The sequence below is a fragment of the Streptomyces sp. NPDC060184 genome (assembly GCF_042728795.1).
In the GTDB taxonomy this organism is placed as follows: domain Bacteria; phylum Actinomycetota; class Actinomycetes; order Streptomycetales; family Streptomycetaceae; genus Streptomyces.
The window spans coordinates 98,650-112,520 of the sequence record NZ_JBHWYX010000005.1 but is presented as its reverse complement, the minus strand read 5'-3'; the positions used below and the strand labels follow the sequence as shown (position 1 = coordinate 112,520).

The window sequence follows — 13,871 nt, the reverse complement described above, 5'->3', positions numbered from 1 at the left end:
CCTCCGGGGCAAGGTCCCCGGGGCGGTGTGCTGCCGTGTTCCGGCCTCCCGGTCAGCCGTCCAGGCGGCGCTTGCTGAGCCAGGTGACCATCTCGGGGTCGCGGTGGTCGAAGAAGAGGGTCTCGCCGGTGTCGAGGGCGGCGACGGCGGCCATCTGGTCGTCGGTCAGCTCGAAGTCGAAGACGTCGAAGTTCTGCGCCATCCGGTCGGGGCTCACCGACTTGGGGATGGCGACGACGCCGCGCTGGATCAGCCAGCGCAGCGCGACCTGCGCCACGGACTTGCCGTGCGTCTCACCGATCGCACTCAGCACGGGGTTGGTGAACAGGCCGTTCTTCCCCTCGGCGAAGCCGCCCCAGGACTGGTGCTGCACACCGTGCTCACGCATGAGGGCGTGGTCGGCGGCGCGCTGGAAGAACACGTGGGTCTCGATCTGATTGACCGCCGGTGTGATCCCGGTGTTGAAGGTGAGGTCCAGCAGCCGGTCGGGGGAGAAGTTGGCGACGCCGATCGCCTTGGCGAGGCCCTCGCGGTTCAGGGCTTCCATGGCCCGCCACTGGCCGTACACGTCCCCGTAGGGCTGGTGCATCAGGTACAGGTCGAGGTAGTCGAGGCCCAGCTTGCGCAGCGAGGTCTCGAAGGCGCGCCGGGCGTTCTCCTCGGCGGGCGCGTCCTGCACCCACAGCTTGGTGGTGACGAACAGCTCCTCGCGCGGGACGCCGCCGGCCCTGATGGCACGGCCGACGGCCTCCTCGTTGCCGTACGCGGCGGCGGTGTCGAACAGCCGGTAGCCGGCCGCGAGGGCCTGGGAGACGGCCTGCTCGGTCCGGTCGGCCGGGATCTGGTAGACGCCGAAGCCGAGGACGGGCATCCGGACACCGTTGTTGAGGGTGACGTGCTCCATGGGTTCTTCCTTGCCTTCCGTGCGGGGATCGGGGCGATCCGGGGAGTCAGAGTGTGATGAGGGCCTTGAGGACGCGGCGCTCGGTCATGGCCCGGTACGCGTCCGGGGTCTCGTCGAGGGTGAAGGAGCGGTCGAAGACGCGCCCCGGCTCGATGACGCCGTCCAGGACGTCGGGCAGCAGTTCCTCGATGTAGGCGCGGGCCGGCGAGACACCTCCGGTGAGGGTGATGTTCCGCATGATCATCGACGGGCCGACGGGGCCTTCCTCGTACTGCGGGACGCCGACGCGGCTGATGGTGCCGCCGTCGACGACCGTGCCGAACGCGGCGTCGAGGGCCTGGCGGGCGCCGACGGCCTCGATGACCTTGTCGACACCGTGGCCGCCGGTCAGGTCGCGGACGCGGGCGATGCCTTCGTCGCCGCGCTCGGCCACGACGTCGGTGGCGCCGAACGCCCGGCCGAGGTCGGTCCGGGCGGCGTGGCGGCCCATGAGGACGATCTGCTCGGCGCCCAGGCGCCGGGCGGCGACGACCGCGCAGAGGCCCACGGCGCCGTCGCCGATCACCAGGACCCGGTCGCCGCGGCCCACACCGGCGGTCACCGCGCCGTGGTGACCGGTGCCCATGACGTCCGACAGGGCCAGCAGCGACGGCAGCAGCGCCTGGTCCGTACCGACCGGGAGCCTGACCAGCGTGCCGTCGGCCAGGGGGACGCGTACCGCCTCGCCCTGGCCGCCGTCCACGCCGTCGAGGCCGTACCGGCCGCCGTTGCGGCACGAGGAGTGCAGGCCCTTGCGGCAGAAGTCGCAGGTGTTGTCGCAGTACGTGAACGGCGCGACCACCAGGTCGCCGGCCTTGACCCCCGAGACGTCAGGGCCGGTCTCCTCGACCACGCCCAGGAACTCGTGCCCCATGGGGCGGCCCGTGCCGGTGGCGGGCATCGACTTGTACGGCCACAGGTCGCTGCCGCACACGCACGACAGCACGACGCGGACGACGGCGTCCGAGGGCTGCTGGACCCGGGGTTCGGGACGGTCCTCCATCCGGACGTCGCCGGCTCCGTACATCACTGCTGCGCGCATGGGGGTCGCTCCTGTTTCCTGAAGGCCGCCAGTCGTACGGCGGGAGGGGTGTTCGTCCCAGTGGTCCGGCCGGACCGGTGGGGGCGGCGGGTTCGCGCCGGTCGAGCATCCGCCGGCCGGCCCCGGTGCGGGTCTCGCCCGCCGGGGCAGGCTGGAGAGCTCGTCGAAAGCGGGGCGGGCGAAGCGGCGCCGTCATCCACCATGGCGGCTCACCCGCCCGGCAGGGAGACCGGCTTCTGCCGGGGGGTGGCGAGAGGGGGGTACAGCACGGCCCCCCTCGTGCGCACCGGACCACCGGCGGTGTTGCGACACTGGACACATGGCACCCGAGCAGCAGCACACCGTCGGTGACGAGCTGGCGCGCTTCCTGCGCGCCCGCCGTACCCAGACCAGTCCCCAGTCCGTCGGCCTCACCCCCGGGTACGGCGTCCGCCGTACCCCCGGCCTGCGCCGCGAGGAACTGGCCACGCTCGCCGGGGTCAGCATCGACTACTACACCCGCCTGGAGCGGGGCAAGGAGACCCGGCCCGGTCCCGGCGTCGTCGACGCCCTCGCCCGCGCCCTCCACCTCGACGACGACGAGCACCACCACCTGCGCGAGCTCGCCGTCCGGGCCTCCCGCTTCGCGCCCGAGCCGCCGCCCCCGCCCAGCCGGACCGTGCGCCCCCACCTGAAGCTGCTGCTGGAGACGGTGCGGCCGAACCCCGCCTACATCGTCAGCCGCAGCATGGACCTGCTCGCCTGGAACCCGGCCGGACTGGCCCTGTACGCGGGAATGGACGACTGGCCCCTCGCCCGGCGCAACCTCGCCCGCTACATCGTCCTCCACCCCGTGGCCCGGGAGCTGTTCCCCGACTGGGACGTCCAGGTCCGCGGCTGCGTCGCCCGCCTGCGCACCGAAGCCGGACTCAACCCCGACGCCCCCGACCTCGCCGGCCTGGTCGGCGAGCTCCTTCTCAAGAGCCCCGACTTCGCGCGGCTGTGGGAACGCTACGACGTCATCGGGCGGAAGAAGATCCAGAAGACCGTCCACCACCCGAAGGTCGGCGTCCTCACCCTCAGCAGCCAGAGCATGAACCTGGAGGGGACCCCGGGCCAGCGCCTCGGCGTGTACACCGCCGAACCCGGCACCCCCGACCACGACGCCATGCTCCTGCTCGACCTCACCGCACCGGCCGACTCCGCGCGCCGCGACGCCGTGACGGCCGACTGACGGCCTTCGGAAAAGGGCCACCGGCTCAGGCGAGGTCGTCCGGCGTCAGGTCGGGCCGCAGCCGGCGCCAGGAAGGCTGCCGCAGCAGCCCGGCGCGGGTCCGGGTGGCGTAGGCCACCTCGCCGACCAGGCGGGGCAGCACCCACCGTGCGCCCGGCGTCCGAGGAGGCGGGCTGAACGGGCAGTCGGCACTCGCGGCGGCACGCAGAAGCCCGGCGAGCGTGTGCCGTTCCGCGTCGCTCCAGCCGGTGCCGACGTTTCCGATGTGCCGCAGCTCGCCACCCCGCCGCTCACCCAGCAGGAGGGCGCCCGGCAGCTCGCTCAGCCGGCCGTGGCCGGGGAGCCAGCCGCCGACGACGACGTCGGCGGTCCTGACGTGACGGATCTTGATCCACGCGTGCGAGCGGACCCCCGGTTCGTAACCGGAGTCCAGCCGCTTGGCGATCAGCCCCTCCAGCCCGGCGGCCCGGGTCGCCTCCAGGGCACGCTCGCCGTGCCCCGCGATGAACGCCGGGGTCGACCAGTGCGTCCCGGTCAGGCCGAGCGACTCCAGGGCGGCGCGGCGCTCGGTGTAGGGGAGCCGTGTCAGCCGCTCGGTGCCGAGGAACAGCACGTCGAAGAGGACCAGGTGCGCCGGGACGGTACGGGCCATCCTGGCCGCCTTCGCCGGAGTGCCCGCCAGGCCCATCCGCGCCTGCAGGCGTTCGAAGTCGCTCCGGCCCGCGTCGTCGAACGCGACGATCTCACCGTCCAGGACCGCCGCCGTGTCCCCCAGCGCCATGCCGAGCGGCGCGAGGTCCGGGTAGGCGGCGGTGATGTCCGCGCCGGACCGCGAACGCAGCAGCACCGACCCGTCGCCGGGCAGACAGGCCACCGCGCGCTGCCCGTCGTACTTGACCTCGTAGGCCCACCGCTCGTCCACCGCGGCGGGCGGCAGCCGGCCGGGAGTGGCGAGCATCGGGGCGATCCGGGGGAGGTCCATCGGTCCGGCGCCTCAGGACGCGCTGCGCTTCCGCGCCGGCGCCTTGCGGGCGGGGGCCTTCTTCGCGGTCTTGTGCGCCGCGGCGGACTTCGCGGCGGCGCCCTGCTTCGCGGTGGTCCGCTTCGCCGTGCTCTTCTTCGCCGCGCCCTTCCCCCCGCCCCGCCCGCCCGTCGGCATCTCGTGGACGGTCGCCTCACCCCCGTGTTCGCCCCGGCCCTCCCGCGCCGCCTCGACCGAGGCGTTGAGAGCGGCCATCAGGTCCACCACCTTGCCGGGCTCCCGCTCGCCCTCCCCGGCGGGCGCGGCCGGCTCCCGGCCCTCCGCCTTCGCCGCGATCAGCTCCTCCAGCGCGGTGCGGTACTCGTCCCGGAACCCGTCGATGGAGTCGAGCGCCATGGTCTCGGTGAGCTCCACGGCCCGGTCGACCTCGCCGTCGTCCAGCTCGATCGCCTTGGGCGCGAGCTCTTCGGGACTGCGGATCTCGTCGGGCCACCGCATCGAGTGCAGCACGATCGCCCCTTCCCGTACCCGCAGCAGCCCCAGGCGCTCGCGGTTGTGCCAGGCGAACTTGGCGACGGCGGCCTTGTCGGAGCGCTCCAGCGCCTTCCGCAACAAGGTGTACGGCTTGTTCGCCACGTCGCCGTCGGCCGCGAGGAAGTACGAATCGCCGATGCGGATCGGGTCGATCGAGCCCGCGTCGACGAACGCGACGATCTCGATCGCCTTCGCCGTCGGGAGCGGCATCCCGCCCAGCTCCTCGTCGGTCACCGGCACGGTGCGGTCCTTGGCGACCTCGTACCCCTTGGCGATCTCGTCCTGAGGCACCTCCGCGCCGTCCAGCTCGCACACCTTGCGGGTGCGGACGCGGCCCATGTCCTCCAGGTGCACCTGCCGGAAGTGGATGGAGTGGTCCTCGGTCGCGGACACCACTCTGATCGGGATGGTCACCAGCCCGAAGCTGATGGCACCGGTCCACAGGGGTCGCGGCATCGACTACCTCCCAGGCGCCCGGCCCCCGGCCGGGGGGCGAACGTGACGGGCATCGGTCGGCGGAGGGGGCGGGCGCGTGCGCGCCCCCTCCGGGCCCGTCCGGCGGACTTCCGCGCCGGACACGCCCTCCGGTCCGATCCTCGCGCGCGGGACCCTCCCGCGCATCCGGGGGAGCGCGGGGCGTCAGTTCCGGCCGAAGCAGCTCTTCAGCTCGTCCAGGTCGTAGAAGTGACTGCCCCGGGAGATCGGCTCGCAGGACGCCTTGAACGCGGTCTCCTTCTCGTTGTAGAGCATCCGGACCAGGTAGCGCGTCCCGCCCGCCGTCTTCGCGCCGCTCTTCCCGCCGGTCCCGGCGCGCCGCGGCCCCGCGAAGAGGTCCCACTGCACGTTCGCGGCCATCGGCGCGACCTGCGCCCCGCGCCACGCGTTGTTCCCGTACGTGTAGGGCTCGTCGATGTCCGCGGACTTCGTGGAGCCGGGCAGCCCGAGCAGGACGGCGAGCGGCATGATCTCCTCGGCGTGCGTGAAGCGGAGCACGGCCCCCTTCGTACTGGTGCCCGCGGCCTTCGCCTCGACCTGGTCGAACAGGTCGTCGAGCAGCACGTCCGCCATGCCGTACGTGATGGTGCGCCCGCTGAACGACGGGCCCTTCTCGTAGAACTCCTCGGCGTCGTCGAGGTACGAGAACCACTCGGCGTTCCGGGCGGGTACGAAGGCGTCGAGATCCACGTCCGGGGCCTCCACCCGCAGATCGGGCGCGGCGGCGTACAGCTCGTACAGCGAGCGCGCGAAGGCGACCCGGTCCTCGGCGGTCATGGCGGCGACGTACCGGGACGTGAACAGGCGTGCCACCACGTCCTTCGCGTTCCGCGCGGTGTCCGGAGCACTGTCGATCCGCGCGAGCACCGCCGCCAGATCGGGATCGCTCTCCACGTACTCCTGGTAATCGGCGTTCTGCGGCTGCTTGTGGAAGTACAGCAGGTCCTTGTCGGTGACGGGAGCTTGGACGAGATCCGTCAGCTTCGGATCGGCGGCGGTGAGACCGCCGGTGAAGGCGTTGGCGCTGGCCGTCGCCCGGTTCACCCCGGACGTCTTGACCTCGACGGGCTCCTGCCCGGCGACGATGCGACGGAAGAGCGAGGGCAGGCGCTCCTCCATGCGCTGCGCGGTCTGCCGCTGCTCCTGGACGCCGCGGCCGGACAGCTCCCCGTAACCGACGGACGAGGCAGCCGCGAGCAGCGACTCGACCTGCGGGCCCAGCCGGGCGCCGAGGCGGGTCAGCGCGCCCTTGCTCTCCGCGTCCCGCAGCACGGCGAGCACCGCGTCCCCGTCCTCGCTGTCGGACATGGCACGGGAACCGTGACGGGAGACGCTCTCCGTGAACACCGGGGTGAACGACGCGGGGACCGCCTCGTAGTCGCGCCGGTTCTGCTGAGGGGCGTACGGCGTCTTCGTCGTGGAGAAGTGCTGACCCGAGCCGAGCACCCGGGCCGGGGCGTGGGCGGAGGCGGAACCGCCTGCGGCGGTGACCGCCGCGGCGGCCAGGACCAGGGCGGCCATGGAGGAGAACGTGCGCTTCACAGGGGTTCCTCGGGTGTTTCGGGACTGCCGACCGGGCGGGTGCGACGCGACGCAGGTTCACAAGCCGGGGCGAACGGCTGCCCATCGCCGCCCGTGCACGAGGTGATGTACGGGTGAACAGCCGCCTGCGCACCGCCGCCCGCGTATCGCCTGCGCGCCGCCGTCGGCGACAGGCGGACGCACGTGGATCCCGCCCGGTCGGGGAGGACCGGACGGGATCCGAGGAGCGGTCGGCGCACGGACGCGGAGGCCGCGCACGCGCGGACGGCTCACAGCGTGGACGGCGCGCGCGGAAACTGCAGGGCCGCACGCGCCCGGCCTGTCCGCGTGCCGGTCAGCCGATGCCGCGGACGGCCTTCTCGATGAGGTCGGCGACGTCCTCGGGGTGGGAGAGCATCACCAGGTGCGAGGAGTCGACCTCCACGACCGACATGCCCGCGCGCCGGTAACCGTAACGCTCGACCTCAGGGTTGATGGTGCGGTCGGCGGCGGCCACCAGACCCCAGGAAGGCTTCGTCTTCCACGCGGCTACCGGAGCCTCCTCGGCGAACGCCTGCGCGGCCAGGGGACGCTGGGAGACCGCGAGGATCTTCGCGAGACCGGGGTCGACGTCGTGGGCGAAGACGGCCGGGAAGCTCTCCGGCACCACCGAGACGTCGGTGCCCGGCTCGTCGGAGCCCTCGACCGGGAAGGGCGTGTACACGAGCGCGGAGGCGAGGTCGGAATCGGGGAAGCGACCCTGCAGCTCACCCAGGCTCTCGCCCTCCGCCAGCGCGTACCCGGCGAGATAGACCAGGCCCTTCACGTTCTCCTCCTCGCCCGCGACGGTGATGACCGCCCCGCCGTACGAGTGGCCGACCAGGATCACCGGACCGGCGATCGACCGCACCACGGAGGAGATGTAGGCGGCGTCACCGATCAGGCTCCGGTTGGGCACCGCCGGGGCGACGACGCCGAGGCCACGGCCCGTCAGCTCCGGGACGAGCCGGGCGAAGCTGGAGGCATCGGCGAAGGCACCGTGCACCAGGACGATCGTCGGACTGTCGGACGATGGCATGGGGGAACTCCTTGGATCTTCGTGGTTCCGTGGGCGAGGAGATCAGGCGGCGTGCAGAGCGGCGCGGAGCGTTCCGACCGCCTGCTCGATGGCCGCTGCGGCGGCGTGCGTCCCGCGCAGCGCGTCGAGCATCACGAAGTCGTGGATGATGCCCTGGTAGCGGACCGCGGTGACCGCGACACCGGCCTCGCGCAGCTTGTTGGCGTAGGCCTCGCCCTCGTCGCGCAGCACGTCGGCCTCACCGGTGATGACCAGCGCCGGCGGCAGCCCGGTGAGCTGCTCGGTGGTGGCGCGCAGCGGCGATGCGGTGATCTCGGCGCGCTGGGCCGGGTCGGTCGTGTACTGGTCCCAGAACCACTGCATGCCGTCGCGGCGGAGGAAGTACCCCTCGGCGAACTGGTGGTACGAGGCGGTGTCGAAGGACGCGTCGGTGACCGGGTAGAACAGCACCTGCTGGACCAGCGGAACGTCGCCCCGCTCCTTGGCCATCAGGGTGAGGGCGGCGGTCATGTTGCCGCCGACCGAGTCGCCGGCCACCGCGATGCGGGCGGCGTCCAGACCCTTCGCGGCGCCCTCGGTGACCACCCAGCGGGCGACCGCGTAGTTCTGCTCGATGGCGACCGGGTAGCGGTGCTCGGGGGAGAGGTCGTACTCCGGGAAGACGACGGCCGCGCCCGCGCCGGTCGCGAGTTCGCGGACGAGCCGGTCGTGAGTGTGCGCGTTGCCGAACACCCAGCCCGCGCCGTGGATGTAGAGGATGACCGGGAGCGTGCCGGTGGACCCGGCGGGCTTGACGATGCGCGCCTTGACCGATCCGGTGGGACCGCCCTCGACGGTGATCCACTCCTCGGTGATCTCGGGCTTCTCGATGTCGCCCGACTGGACCTCGTCCACTGCCTTGCGGCCCTCGGCCGGGGCGAGCTCGAAGAGGTACGGCGGGTTGGCGGTCGCCTCGGCGAAAGCGGCGGCGGCCGGCTCCAGCACGGGGGTGGCCGGCGCGGCGGGGAACTCGGACATGGTTCGTCTCCTGTCGTCCGGGCTCCGGCCGGGGCCGGTCGGCCCACGGGGGCAGGGGCCCGGTGTGGAAAGAAAGGGGGTGATGACAGGGACGCTACGGTGCCGGAGCAAGGGCGGCTTGCCCGTGAACGCCCCGACTCTGGCCTCTCCGTGCGTGAACCCGTGAACCCGCCGAATGCGTGAACCCTCCGGATCCGTGCGCCCGCCGGACCGTGAACCGTCGAACGGGTGAGCACACCGAACCCCGTGCCCCGTGAACCCGCGCCCGCGCCCGTACAGGACGGGTCAGAGCAGCGCCTGCGGCTCCTCGGCCGTCTCCACCGTCGAGGTGATCCGCACGACCGACGGATCGCGGGGCGCCGAGCCGAACCCGAAGGTCACCGGCGGGTCGACAGGGGCGAGCGCGCCGAGATCCGCCCCGCCGAGGGACGCGCCCGCCGACAGGACGCGGTGCTGGTCGCGCGCCCCGTACCACTCGCGCCGGCCCGGACCGGCGCTGCCGAGCGTGCGGACGCCGGGCAGAAGGCGGGCCGGCACGTCGGACACGGCGGCCCAGGTGTGGCTGCGCGCGAGTGGTGCGGGCACCGTCCGCAGCAGCCACCCCAGCGGTGTCCGGGGACCGGTGACGAGGTCCAGGGCGAGCGGGCCCGCCCCGACGCACCAACGGGGCCCGTCACGGTGGACGTCCACCGGCACCACGTCGACCCGGTCGAAGGCGTACGTCCGTGCGACGAAGTCGGCGATCCGAGCGGTGGGGGCCAGCAGCCGGCGCTCACCGTCGGGGTGCTCGACCATGACGTCGCTGAACGCTCCGAACGGCGAGCGCGGCCAGTGCCCCAGCACCAGCCGTGTCCCCGACGCGGTACCCACGGCCGCGATCCATCCGTCGAAGTACCAGCGCCGCCGCTTCATGCCCGCCATTCTGTCCCGGGCGCGGGGAGAACGCCCGGTCGCCGCCTACCAGGTCACCCCGAGCCGGACCGGACCGCGCGAGGTGGAGCCCAGACGCCACTGGACGGACGAGGCCGGTTCCGTCAGCCGGAGCCCGGGAAAGCGGGCCGCCAAGTGGTGCAGTGCCAGCTGGAGCTCCGTACGGGCCAGCCACGCACCCAGGCAGTAGTGCGGCCCCGCCCCGAACGACAGGGTGGGCGACTCCAGCGGAGCGAACAGGTCCTCGGACCACTCCGACGGGAAGACAGCCGGGTCCCGGTTGGCCATGCCGCAGTCCGCGACCACCACGGCGCCGGCCGGGATGAACACGCCTCCCACCTCCACGTCCTCGTGCGCACGACGGGTGGTGCCGCGGTCGTCGCCCAGCGGAATGCCGTGCAGCAGCCGGTCCGCCAACCGCCCGGCCGCCTCCTCGCCCGAGGCGAGCCCCGGCCAGCTCTCCGGCCGTTCGCCGAGCAGGTAGAACAGCGAGTTGCTCAGCATGGTCATCGTGCTGTCGTGGCCTCCGACCACCAGCCCGCAGACGAGACTCACCAACTGCGCCTCCGGGATGCCGCCCTCCTCGTCGGCCGCGTGCACCAGCCCGCTCACCAGGTCGTCGCCGGGCTCGCGCCGGCGCAGGGCCAGCAGTTCGCCGCCGAACGCGGAGAACTCGGCCATGGCCGCGCCGACTTCCTCCGCGGGCCAGGAGCCGTCCGAGAGGGCGTACTCGCTCCAGTGGCGCATCCGCTCCCGCGCCGACGCGTCGAGCCCCATCAGCCGGCTGATCACGGCCACCGGCAGCGGCAGCGCGAACTCGGCGACGATGTCCACCGGGGCCTCCCGGCGGGCCAGCTCGTCCAGGAGCTGCCCCACGATCGCCGCGATCCAGGGCTGCCAGCGGGCGACGGCCCTCGGCGTGAAGGCCCGGTGCATGGTGCGGCGCAGGCGCAAGTGCTCGGGGCCGTCCTGGTTGAAGAGCAGGTCCGGATCGTTCACGAGAACCGGCTGGTCCGGCAGGGACGGCCCGTCCGGCGTGTACAGTCCGGCGCGCCCGAACCGGCTGTCGCCGAGCACCTGGCGGACGTCCGCGTACCGGCTCACCAGCCAGGCGGGCGAGCCGTCGGACAGCTCGACGCGCTCGGGCGGGCCCGGGACCCCGAACTCCAGGCGGTGCAGCGGGAGCAGAGCCTGCTCGGGACCGGCGTTGTCACTGACTGCGGCGGACACACGACCTCCTGGTGGTACGGATGGGACGGACGGGGCCGGGGTGGGGAGCGGGGGAGCGCGGGACGGTCACAGCTCCACCAGCACCTTGCCCAGGTGGGACGCCCGGTCGTGGTAGAGGCTGCGGTAGGCGGCGGGGATGGAGTCGAAACCGTGGTGGAGCGTGTGGTCGCACACGATCTCCCCCCGCCGGATCCGGCCGCCCAGATCCGTGTGGAGCGCCTGCCAGTTCTCGTCGGTGAACCACTCCAGCGAGAAGATCCCGCGCACCGTCGTCCGCGGGAACATGATGTACGGCAGCAGCCTCGGCCCGACCGCGTCCCGGCCCACCTGGGTCGCCCACTGCCAGCACACCGCCACCTGGCTGCCGATGTTGAGGAGCGAGAAGACCGCGTCGGTGACCGCACCGCCCAGATTGTCGAAGTAGCGGTCGACACCGCCCGGAGCCGCCCACTCCAGCGCCTCGCGCACGCTCGTGGCGCTGTCGCCCTGGCGGTACAGGACGACCGCGTCGAACCCCAGCCCGGTCAGGTACTCCGCCTTCCGCGGACTCGACGTCGTACCGACCACCCGGGCGCCGGCCAGCCGCGCCATCTGCCCCACCAGCGTCCCCACGGCGCCGGAGGCCCCGCTGATGACCAGGGTGTCGCCCGGCCGGACCGTCAGGAAGGTGGTGAGCGTGCCCCACGCCGTCATGCCGGGGCCGCCCATGGCGCTGAGCGCCGTCGCGAGGGGGAGCGCCTCGTCGAACCAGTCCGGGTCCAGGCGCCGGTAGGCGGGGAACACCATCGGGAAGGTGCCCGTCTGCCAGAGCCACTGGGTCCCCTTGCTGACGAGATGGGAGCGCCAGCCGCCGAAGCCCTGCACCAGGTCGCCCGGCCGGTGCGCGGCGAGCGGACCGGCCTCCAGCACCTCCATGACCGAATCGGCGCCCATGTGGCTGCCGAGCGGGGTGTCCAGCGCGATGCCCTGGAGGTAGGGATCGACCGACACGTAGAGCGTCCGCAGCAGCATTTCGTCGGGCGCCAGATCCACGTCGATGTCCTCGACGACCTGCTCGTAGATCCGGTCCACGTCGGGGGTCCCCTCGACGTGCTCCCGGACGACCCACTTCTTGGTCTTCACTGGTGCTCCTTGTCCACGCCGCTGGAATCGCCGCTGGAATCGCCGCTGGAATCGCCGGTGGAAGTGCCGGTGGAATCGCCGGTGGAGGCGAGGCGGGCCGTGGCGGAGGGAGCCTGGGGCCGCCGCGGCACCGGGACGACGAGGTGGGTCGGCAGCGGCCCGCTGTCGTCGACCGACGCGGTGAACTCCCGGCCGTCGTCGCGGCAGACGAACTGCATGACGTGCCGTCCCGCGGCGGCGGCACGGATCAGCCCGCCGGTGGTCGCCCAGACACCTGACTGGTAGAAGTTCTCCAGCCCCGGCAGCCCGGGGCCGTGCTTCTTGACCAGCTCCTCCAGGGTCTCGCCGCTCTCCACGAACGGCTGCCAGCCCAGCACCGTCCCGTCGTGGTTGCCCGTGTACCGGACCTGGGTGAGCGGGCTCGACACGTCCCGCACCGCGATGGCGTCCTCGATGCCCGGATAACGCTCCTCCAGGAACCGCACGAGCGCCGTGCGCGCCCGCCGCTTCGCCGCGTAGTAGCCACGCCCGTGCCGGACCGGGAGGGTGTGGAGCCGCTCGCCGCCCCTCGACCGGGTCAGCTGCTCGGGCCCTTCGTCCAGGGCCCGCCAGGGCGCGATGTCGCAGAAGTACGTGGCGTAGACGACGGAGGTCCCGCTCGGCGACAGCTCCGGGTAGTGGCGGCTGCGGAACTGGACGTTGATGCTCGGATGGCGGATGCCGGTCAGCTCGGCGGCCTGCGCCTCGTCCAGCAGGTAGGTGGTGCAGGGATCACCCTCGGGGAAGGGGCGCTTGAGCCCGAGGAAGAGGGTGAAGTACCCCGGGAACACCATGCCCGGCTCGTACAGGGTCCGGGTGTAGAGCCGGCGGTAGGCGTCGTCGAGATAGCGGCCCTTCAGCAGCTTCATCATCGTGGTGGGACCGTCGCACGCCGACACCACGATGTCGGCGCGCATCTCCCGGCCGTCGCTGAGCCGCACCCCGACCGCGCGGTCCCGCTCGACGAGGATCTCCTCCACCTTGGTGTTGTACGAGACCTTCCCGCCGAGGCTCAGGTAGCGCCGCTCGATCGACCGCGCGAGACCGAGCGATCCGCCCTCGGGCACCCCGGCCGACAGATTGGCGTGCGAGGCGAGCTGGAAGTGGGTCGGCAGCACCGGGAACCCAGGGTGTCTCTCGTACAGGACGAAGTTGAAGGCCTGTCGCAGCAGCGGGTCCTTGAACCGCGCCGAGTAGTCCGACATCAGCACGGAGATCGACTTGCGCACCGCGTTGAAGTACGGCACGAACGACGCGAGCATCCGCCAGCGCTCGAACCGGCCCATCAGCCCGACCGGTTTGAGGAAGGGGTAGACGGCCAGCGCCTTGCGGAAGGCGCGCAACTGGCGGCAGAAGTCCCTGATCTGCTTCGCGTCGGCGGGCGACAGCTCGGTCAGATGCTCCTGCAGCCGGTCAGGGTCGGAGTAGAAGTAGACCGCCCGGCCGTCCGGGGCGCGCACGATGTTGAACACCTCGAAGTGGCGGATCTCCTTGCCCTGCAACGCGCCGAGCTCCAGCCAGATCTGGTGCATCTCGTTGCCCGGACCACTGCCCAGCAGCCAGCTGACGCAGGCGTCCAGGGTGAAGTCCCCGCGCTCCCACGCGGTGCAGCAGCCCCCGGGGAGCTCATGCATCTCCAGCACCTCGGTGCGGTAACCGTTCATCTGCGCGTACGCGCCGGTGGAGAGACCACCGAGCCCCGCACCGATGATGATCATGGAATCC

General features: G+C 72.4%; 12 protein-coding genes. 1 reads left to right on the top strand and 11 read right to left on the bottom strand.

Features of this window, described 5'->3' with window-relative positions; translation table 11 throughout:
• Positions 1–52: 52 nt before the first annotated feature.
• A complete protein-coding gene (locus ACFWEE_RS05550; protein ID WP_386886605.1) occupies positions 53–904 on the bottom strand; it encodes an aldo/keto reductase in 852 nt (283 codons plus the stop codon).
• 46 nt (positions 905–950) lie between these two features.
• Positions 951–1,985: a zinc-binding dehydrogenase gene (locus ACFWEE_RS05545; protein WP_386886604.1), complete on the bottom strand. Its 1,035-nt coding sequence runs from the start codon at positions 1,983–1,985 to the stop codon at positions 951–953.
• Between the two features lie 319 nt (positions 1,986–2,304).
• On the opposite strand from ACFWEE_RS05545, the gene ACFWEE_RS05540 reads away from it, so the two are divergent.
• Positions 2,305–3,198 (top strand): helix-turn-helix transcriptional regulator, encoded by an 894-nt coding sequence (locus ACFWEE_RS05540; RefSeq protein ID WP_386886602.1) that lies wholly within the window; start codon positions 2,305–2,307, stop codon positions 3,196–3,198.
• Between the two features lie 25 nt (positions 3,199–3,223).
• On the opposite strand, the gene ligD is transcribed toward ACFWEE_RS05540, so the two are convergent.
• The 9 genes from ligD to ACFWEE_RS05495 all read right to left on the bottom strand — a co-directional run bounded on the left by ligD (position 3,224) and on the right by ACFWEE_RS05495 (position 13,864).
• Entirely contained in the window at positions 3,224–4,180 is a 957-nt protein-coding gene (ligD, locus tag ACFWEE_RS05535; RefSeq protein WP_386886600.1) for a non-homologous end-joining DNA ligase, read from the bottom strand.
• Positions 4,181–4,192: 12 nt separating this feature from the next.
• A complete protein-coding gene (locus ACFWEE_RS05530; RefSeq protein ID WP_386886598.1) occupies positions 4,193–5,170 on the bottom strand; it encodes a Ku protein in 978 nt (325 codons plus the stop codon).
• Positions 5,171–5,353: 183 nt separating this feature from the next.
• Entirely contained in the window at positions 5,354–6,751 is a 1,398-nt protein-coding gene (locus ACFWEE_RS05525; RefSeq protein ID WP_386886596.1) for a histidine-type phosphatase, read from the bottom strand.
• Between the two features lie 334 nt (positions 6,752–7,085).
• On the bottom strand, positions 7,086–7,808 hold the full coding sequence (locus ACFWEE_RS05520; protein WP_386886594.1) for an alpha/beta fold hydrolase: 723 nt from the start codon (positions 7,806–7,808) through the stop codon (positions 7,086–7,088).
• A 42-nt stretch (positions 7,809–7,850) separates the two neighbouring features.
• On the bottom strand, positions 7,851–8,825 hold the full coding sequence (locus ACFWEE_RS05515; protein WP_386886593.1) for an alpha/beta hydrolase: 975 nt from the start codon (positions 8,823–8,825) through the stop codon (positions 7,851–7,853).
• Positions 8,826–9,110: 285 nt separating this feature from the next.
• Entirely contained in the window at positions 9,111–9,737 is a 627-nt protein-coding gene (locus tag ACFWEE_RS05510) for a hypothetical protein (RefSeq protein WP_386886591.1), read from the bottom strand.
• Positions 9,738–9,782: 45 nt separating this feature from the next.
• Positions 9,783–10,985, bottom strand: a complete 1,203-nt coding sequence (locus ACFWEE_RS05505) for a cytochrome P450 (protein WP_386886590.1) — start codon at positions 10,983–10,985, stop codon at positions 9,783–9,785.
• A 66-nt stretch (positions 10,986–11,051) separates the two neighbouring features.
• Positions 11,052–12,107, bottom strand: a complete 1,056-nt coding sequence (locus ACFWEE_RS05500; protein ID WP_386886589.1) for an MDR family NADP-dependent oxidoreductase — start codon at positions 12,105–12,107, stop codon at positions 11,052–11,054.
• Positions 12,104–13,864 (bottom strand): phytoene desaturase family protein, encoded by a 1,761-nt coding sequence (locus ACFWEE_RS05495; protein WP_386886784.1) that lies wholly within the window; start codon positions 13,862–13,864, stop codon positions 12,104–12,106. Before ACFWEE_RS05495 ends, ACFWEE_RS05500 begins: the two co-directional genes overlap by 4 nt.
• Positions 13,865–13,871 lie beyond the last annotated feature (7 nt).

Bases quoted from the DNA above. Each gene is read 5' to 3' on its own strand.
- ACFWEE_RS05520 (WP_386886594.1), bottom strand. From the start codon at position 7,808: ATGCCATCGTCCGACAGTCCGACGATCGTCCTGGTGCACGGTGCCTTC.
- ACFWEE_RS05495 (WP_386886784.1), bottom strand. From the start codon at position 13,864: ATGATCATCATCGGTGCGGGGCTCGGTGGTCTCTCCACCGGCGCGTAC.
- ACFWEE_RS05530 (WP_386886598.1), bottom strand. From the start codon at position 5,170: ATGCCGCGACCCCTGTGGACCGGTGCCATCAGCTTCGGGCTGGTGACC.
- ACFWEE_RS05510 (WP_386886591.1), bottom strand. From the start codon at position 9,737: ATGAAGCGGCGGCGCTGGTACTTCGACGGATGGATCGCGGCCGTGGGT.
- ACFWEE_RS05550 (WP_386886605.1), bottom strand. From the start codon at position 904: ATGGAGCACGTCACCCTCAACAACGGTGTCCGGATGCCCGTCCTCGGC.
- ACFWEE_RS05545 (WP_386886604.1), bottom strand. From the start codon at position 1,985: ATGCGCGCAGCAGTGATGTACGGAGCCGGCGACGTCCGGATGGAGGAC.
- ligD (WP_386886600.1), bottom strand. From the start codon at position 4,180: ATGGACCTCCCCCGGATCGCCCCGATGCTCGCCACTCCCGGCCGGCTG.
- ACFWEE_RS05540 (WP_386886602.1), top strand. From the start codon at position 2,305: ATGGCACCCGAGCAGCAGCACACCGTCGGTGACGAGCTGGCGCGCTTC.
- ACFWEE_RS05515 (WP_386886593.1), bottom strand. From the start codon at position 8,825: ATGTCCGAGTTCCCCGCCGCGCCGGCCACCCCCGTGCTGGAGCCGGCC.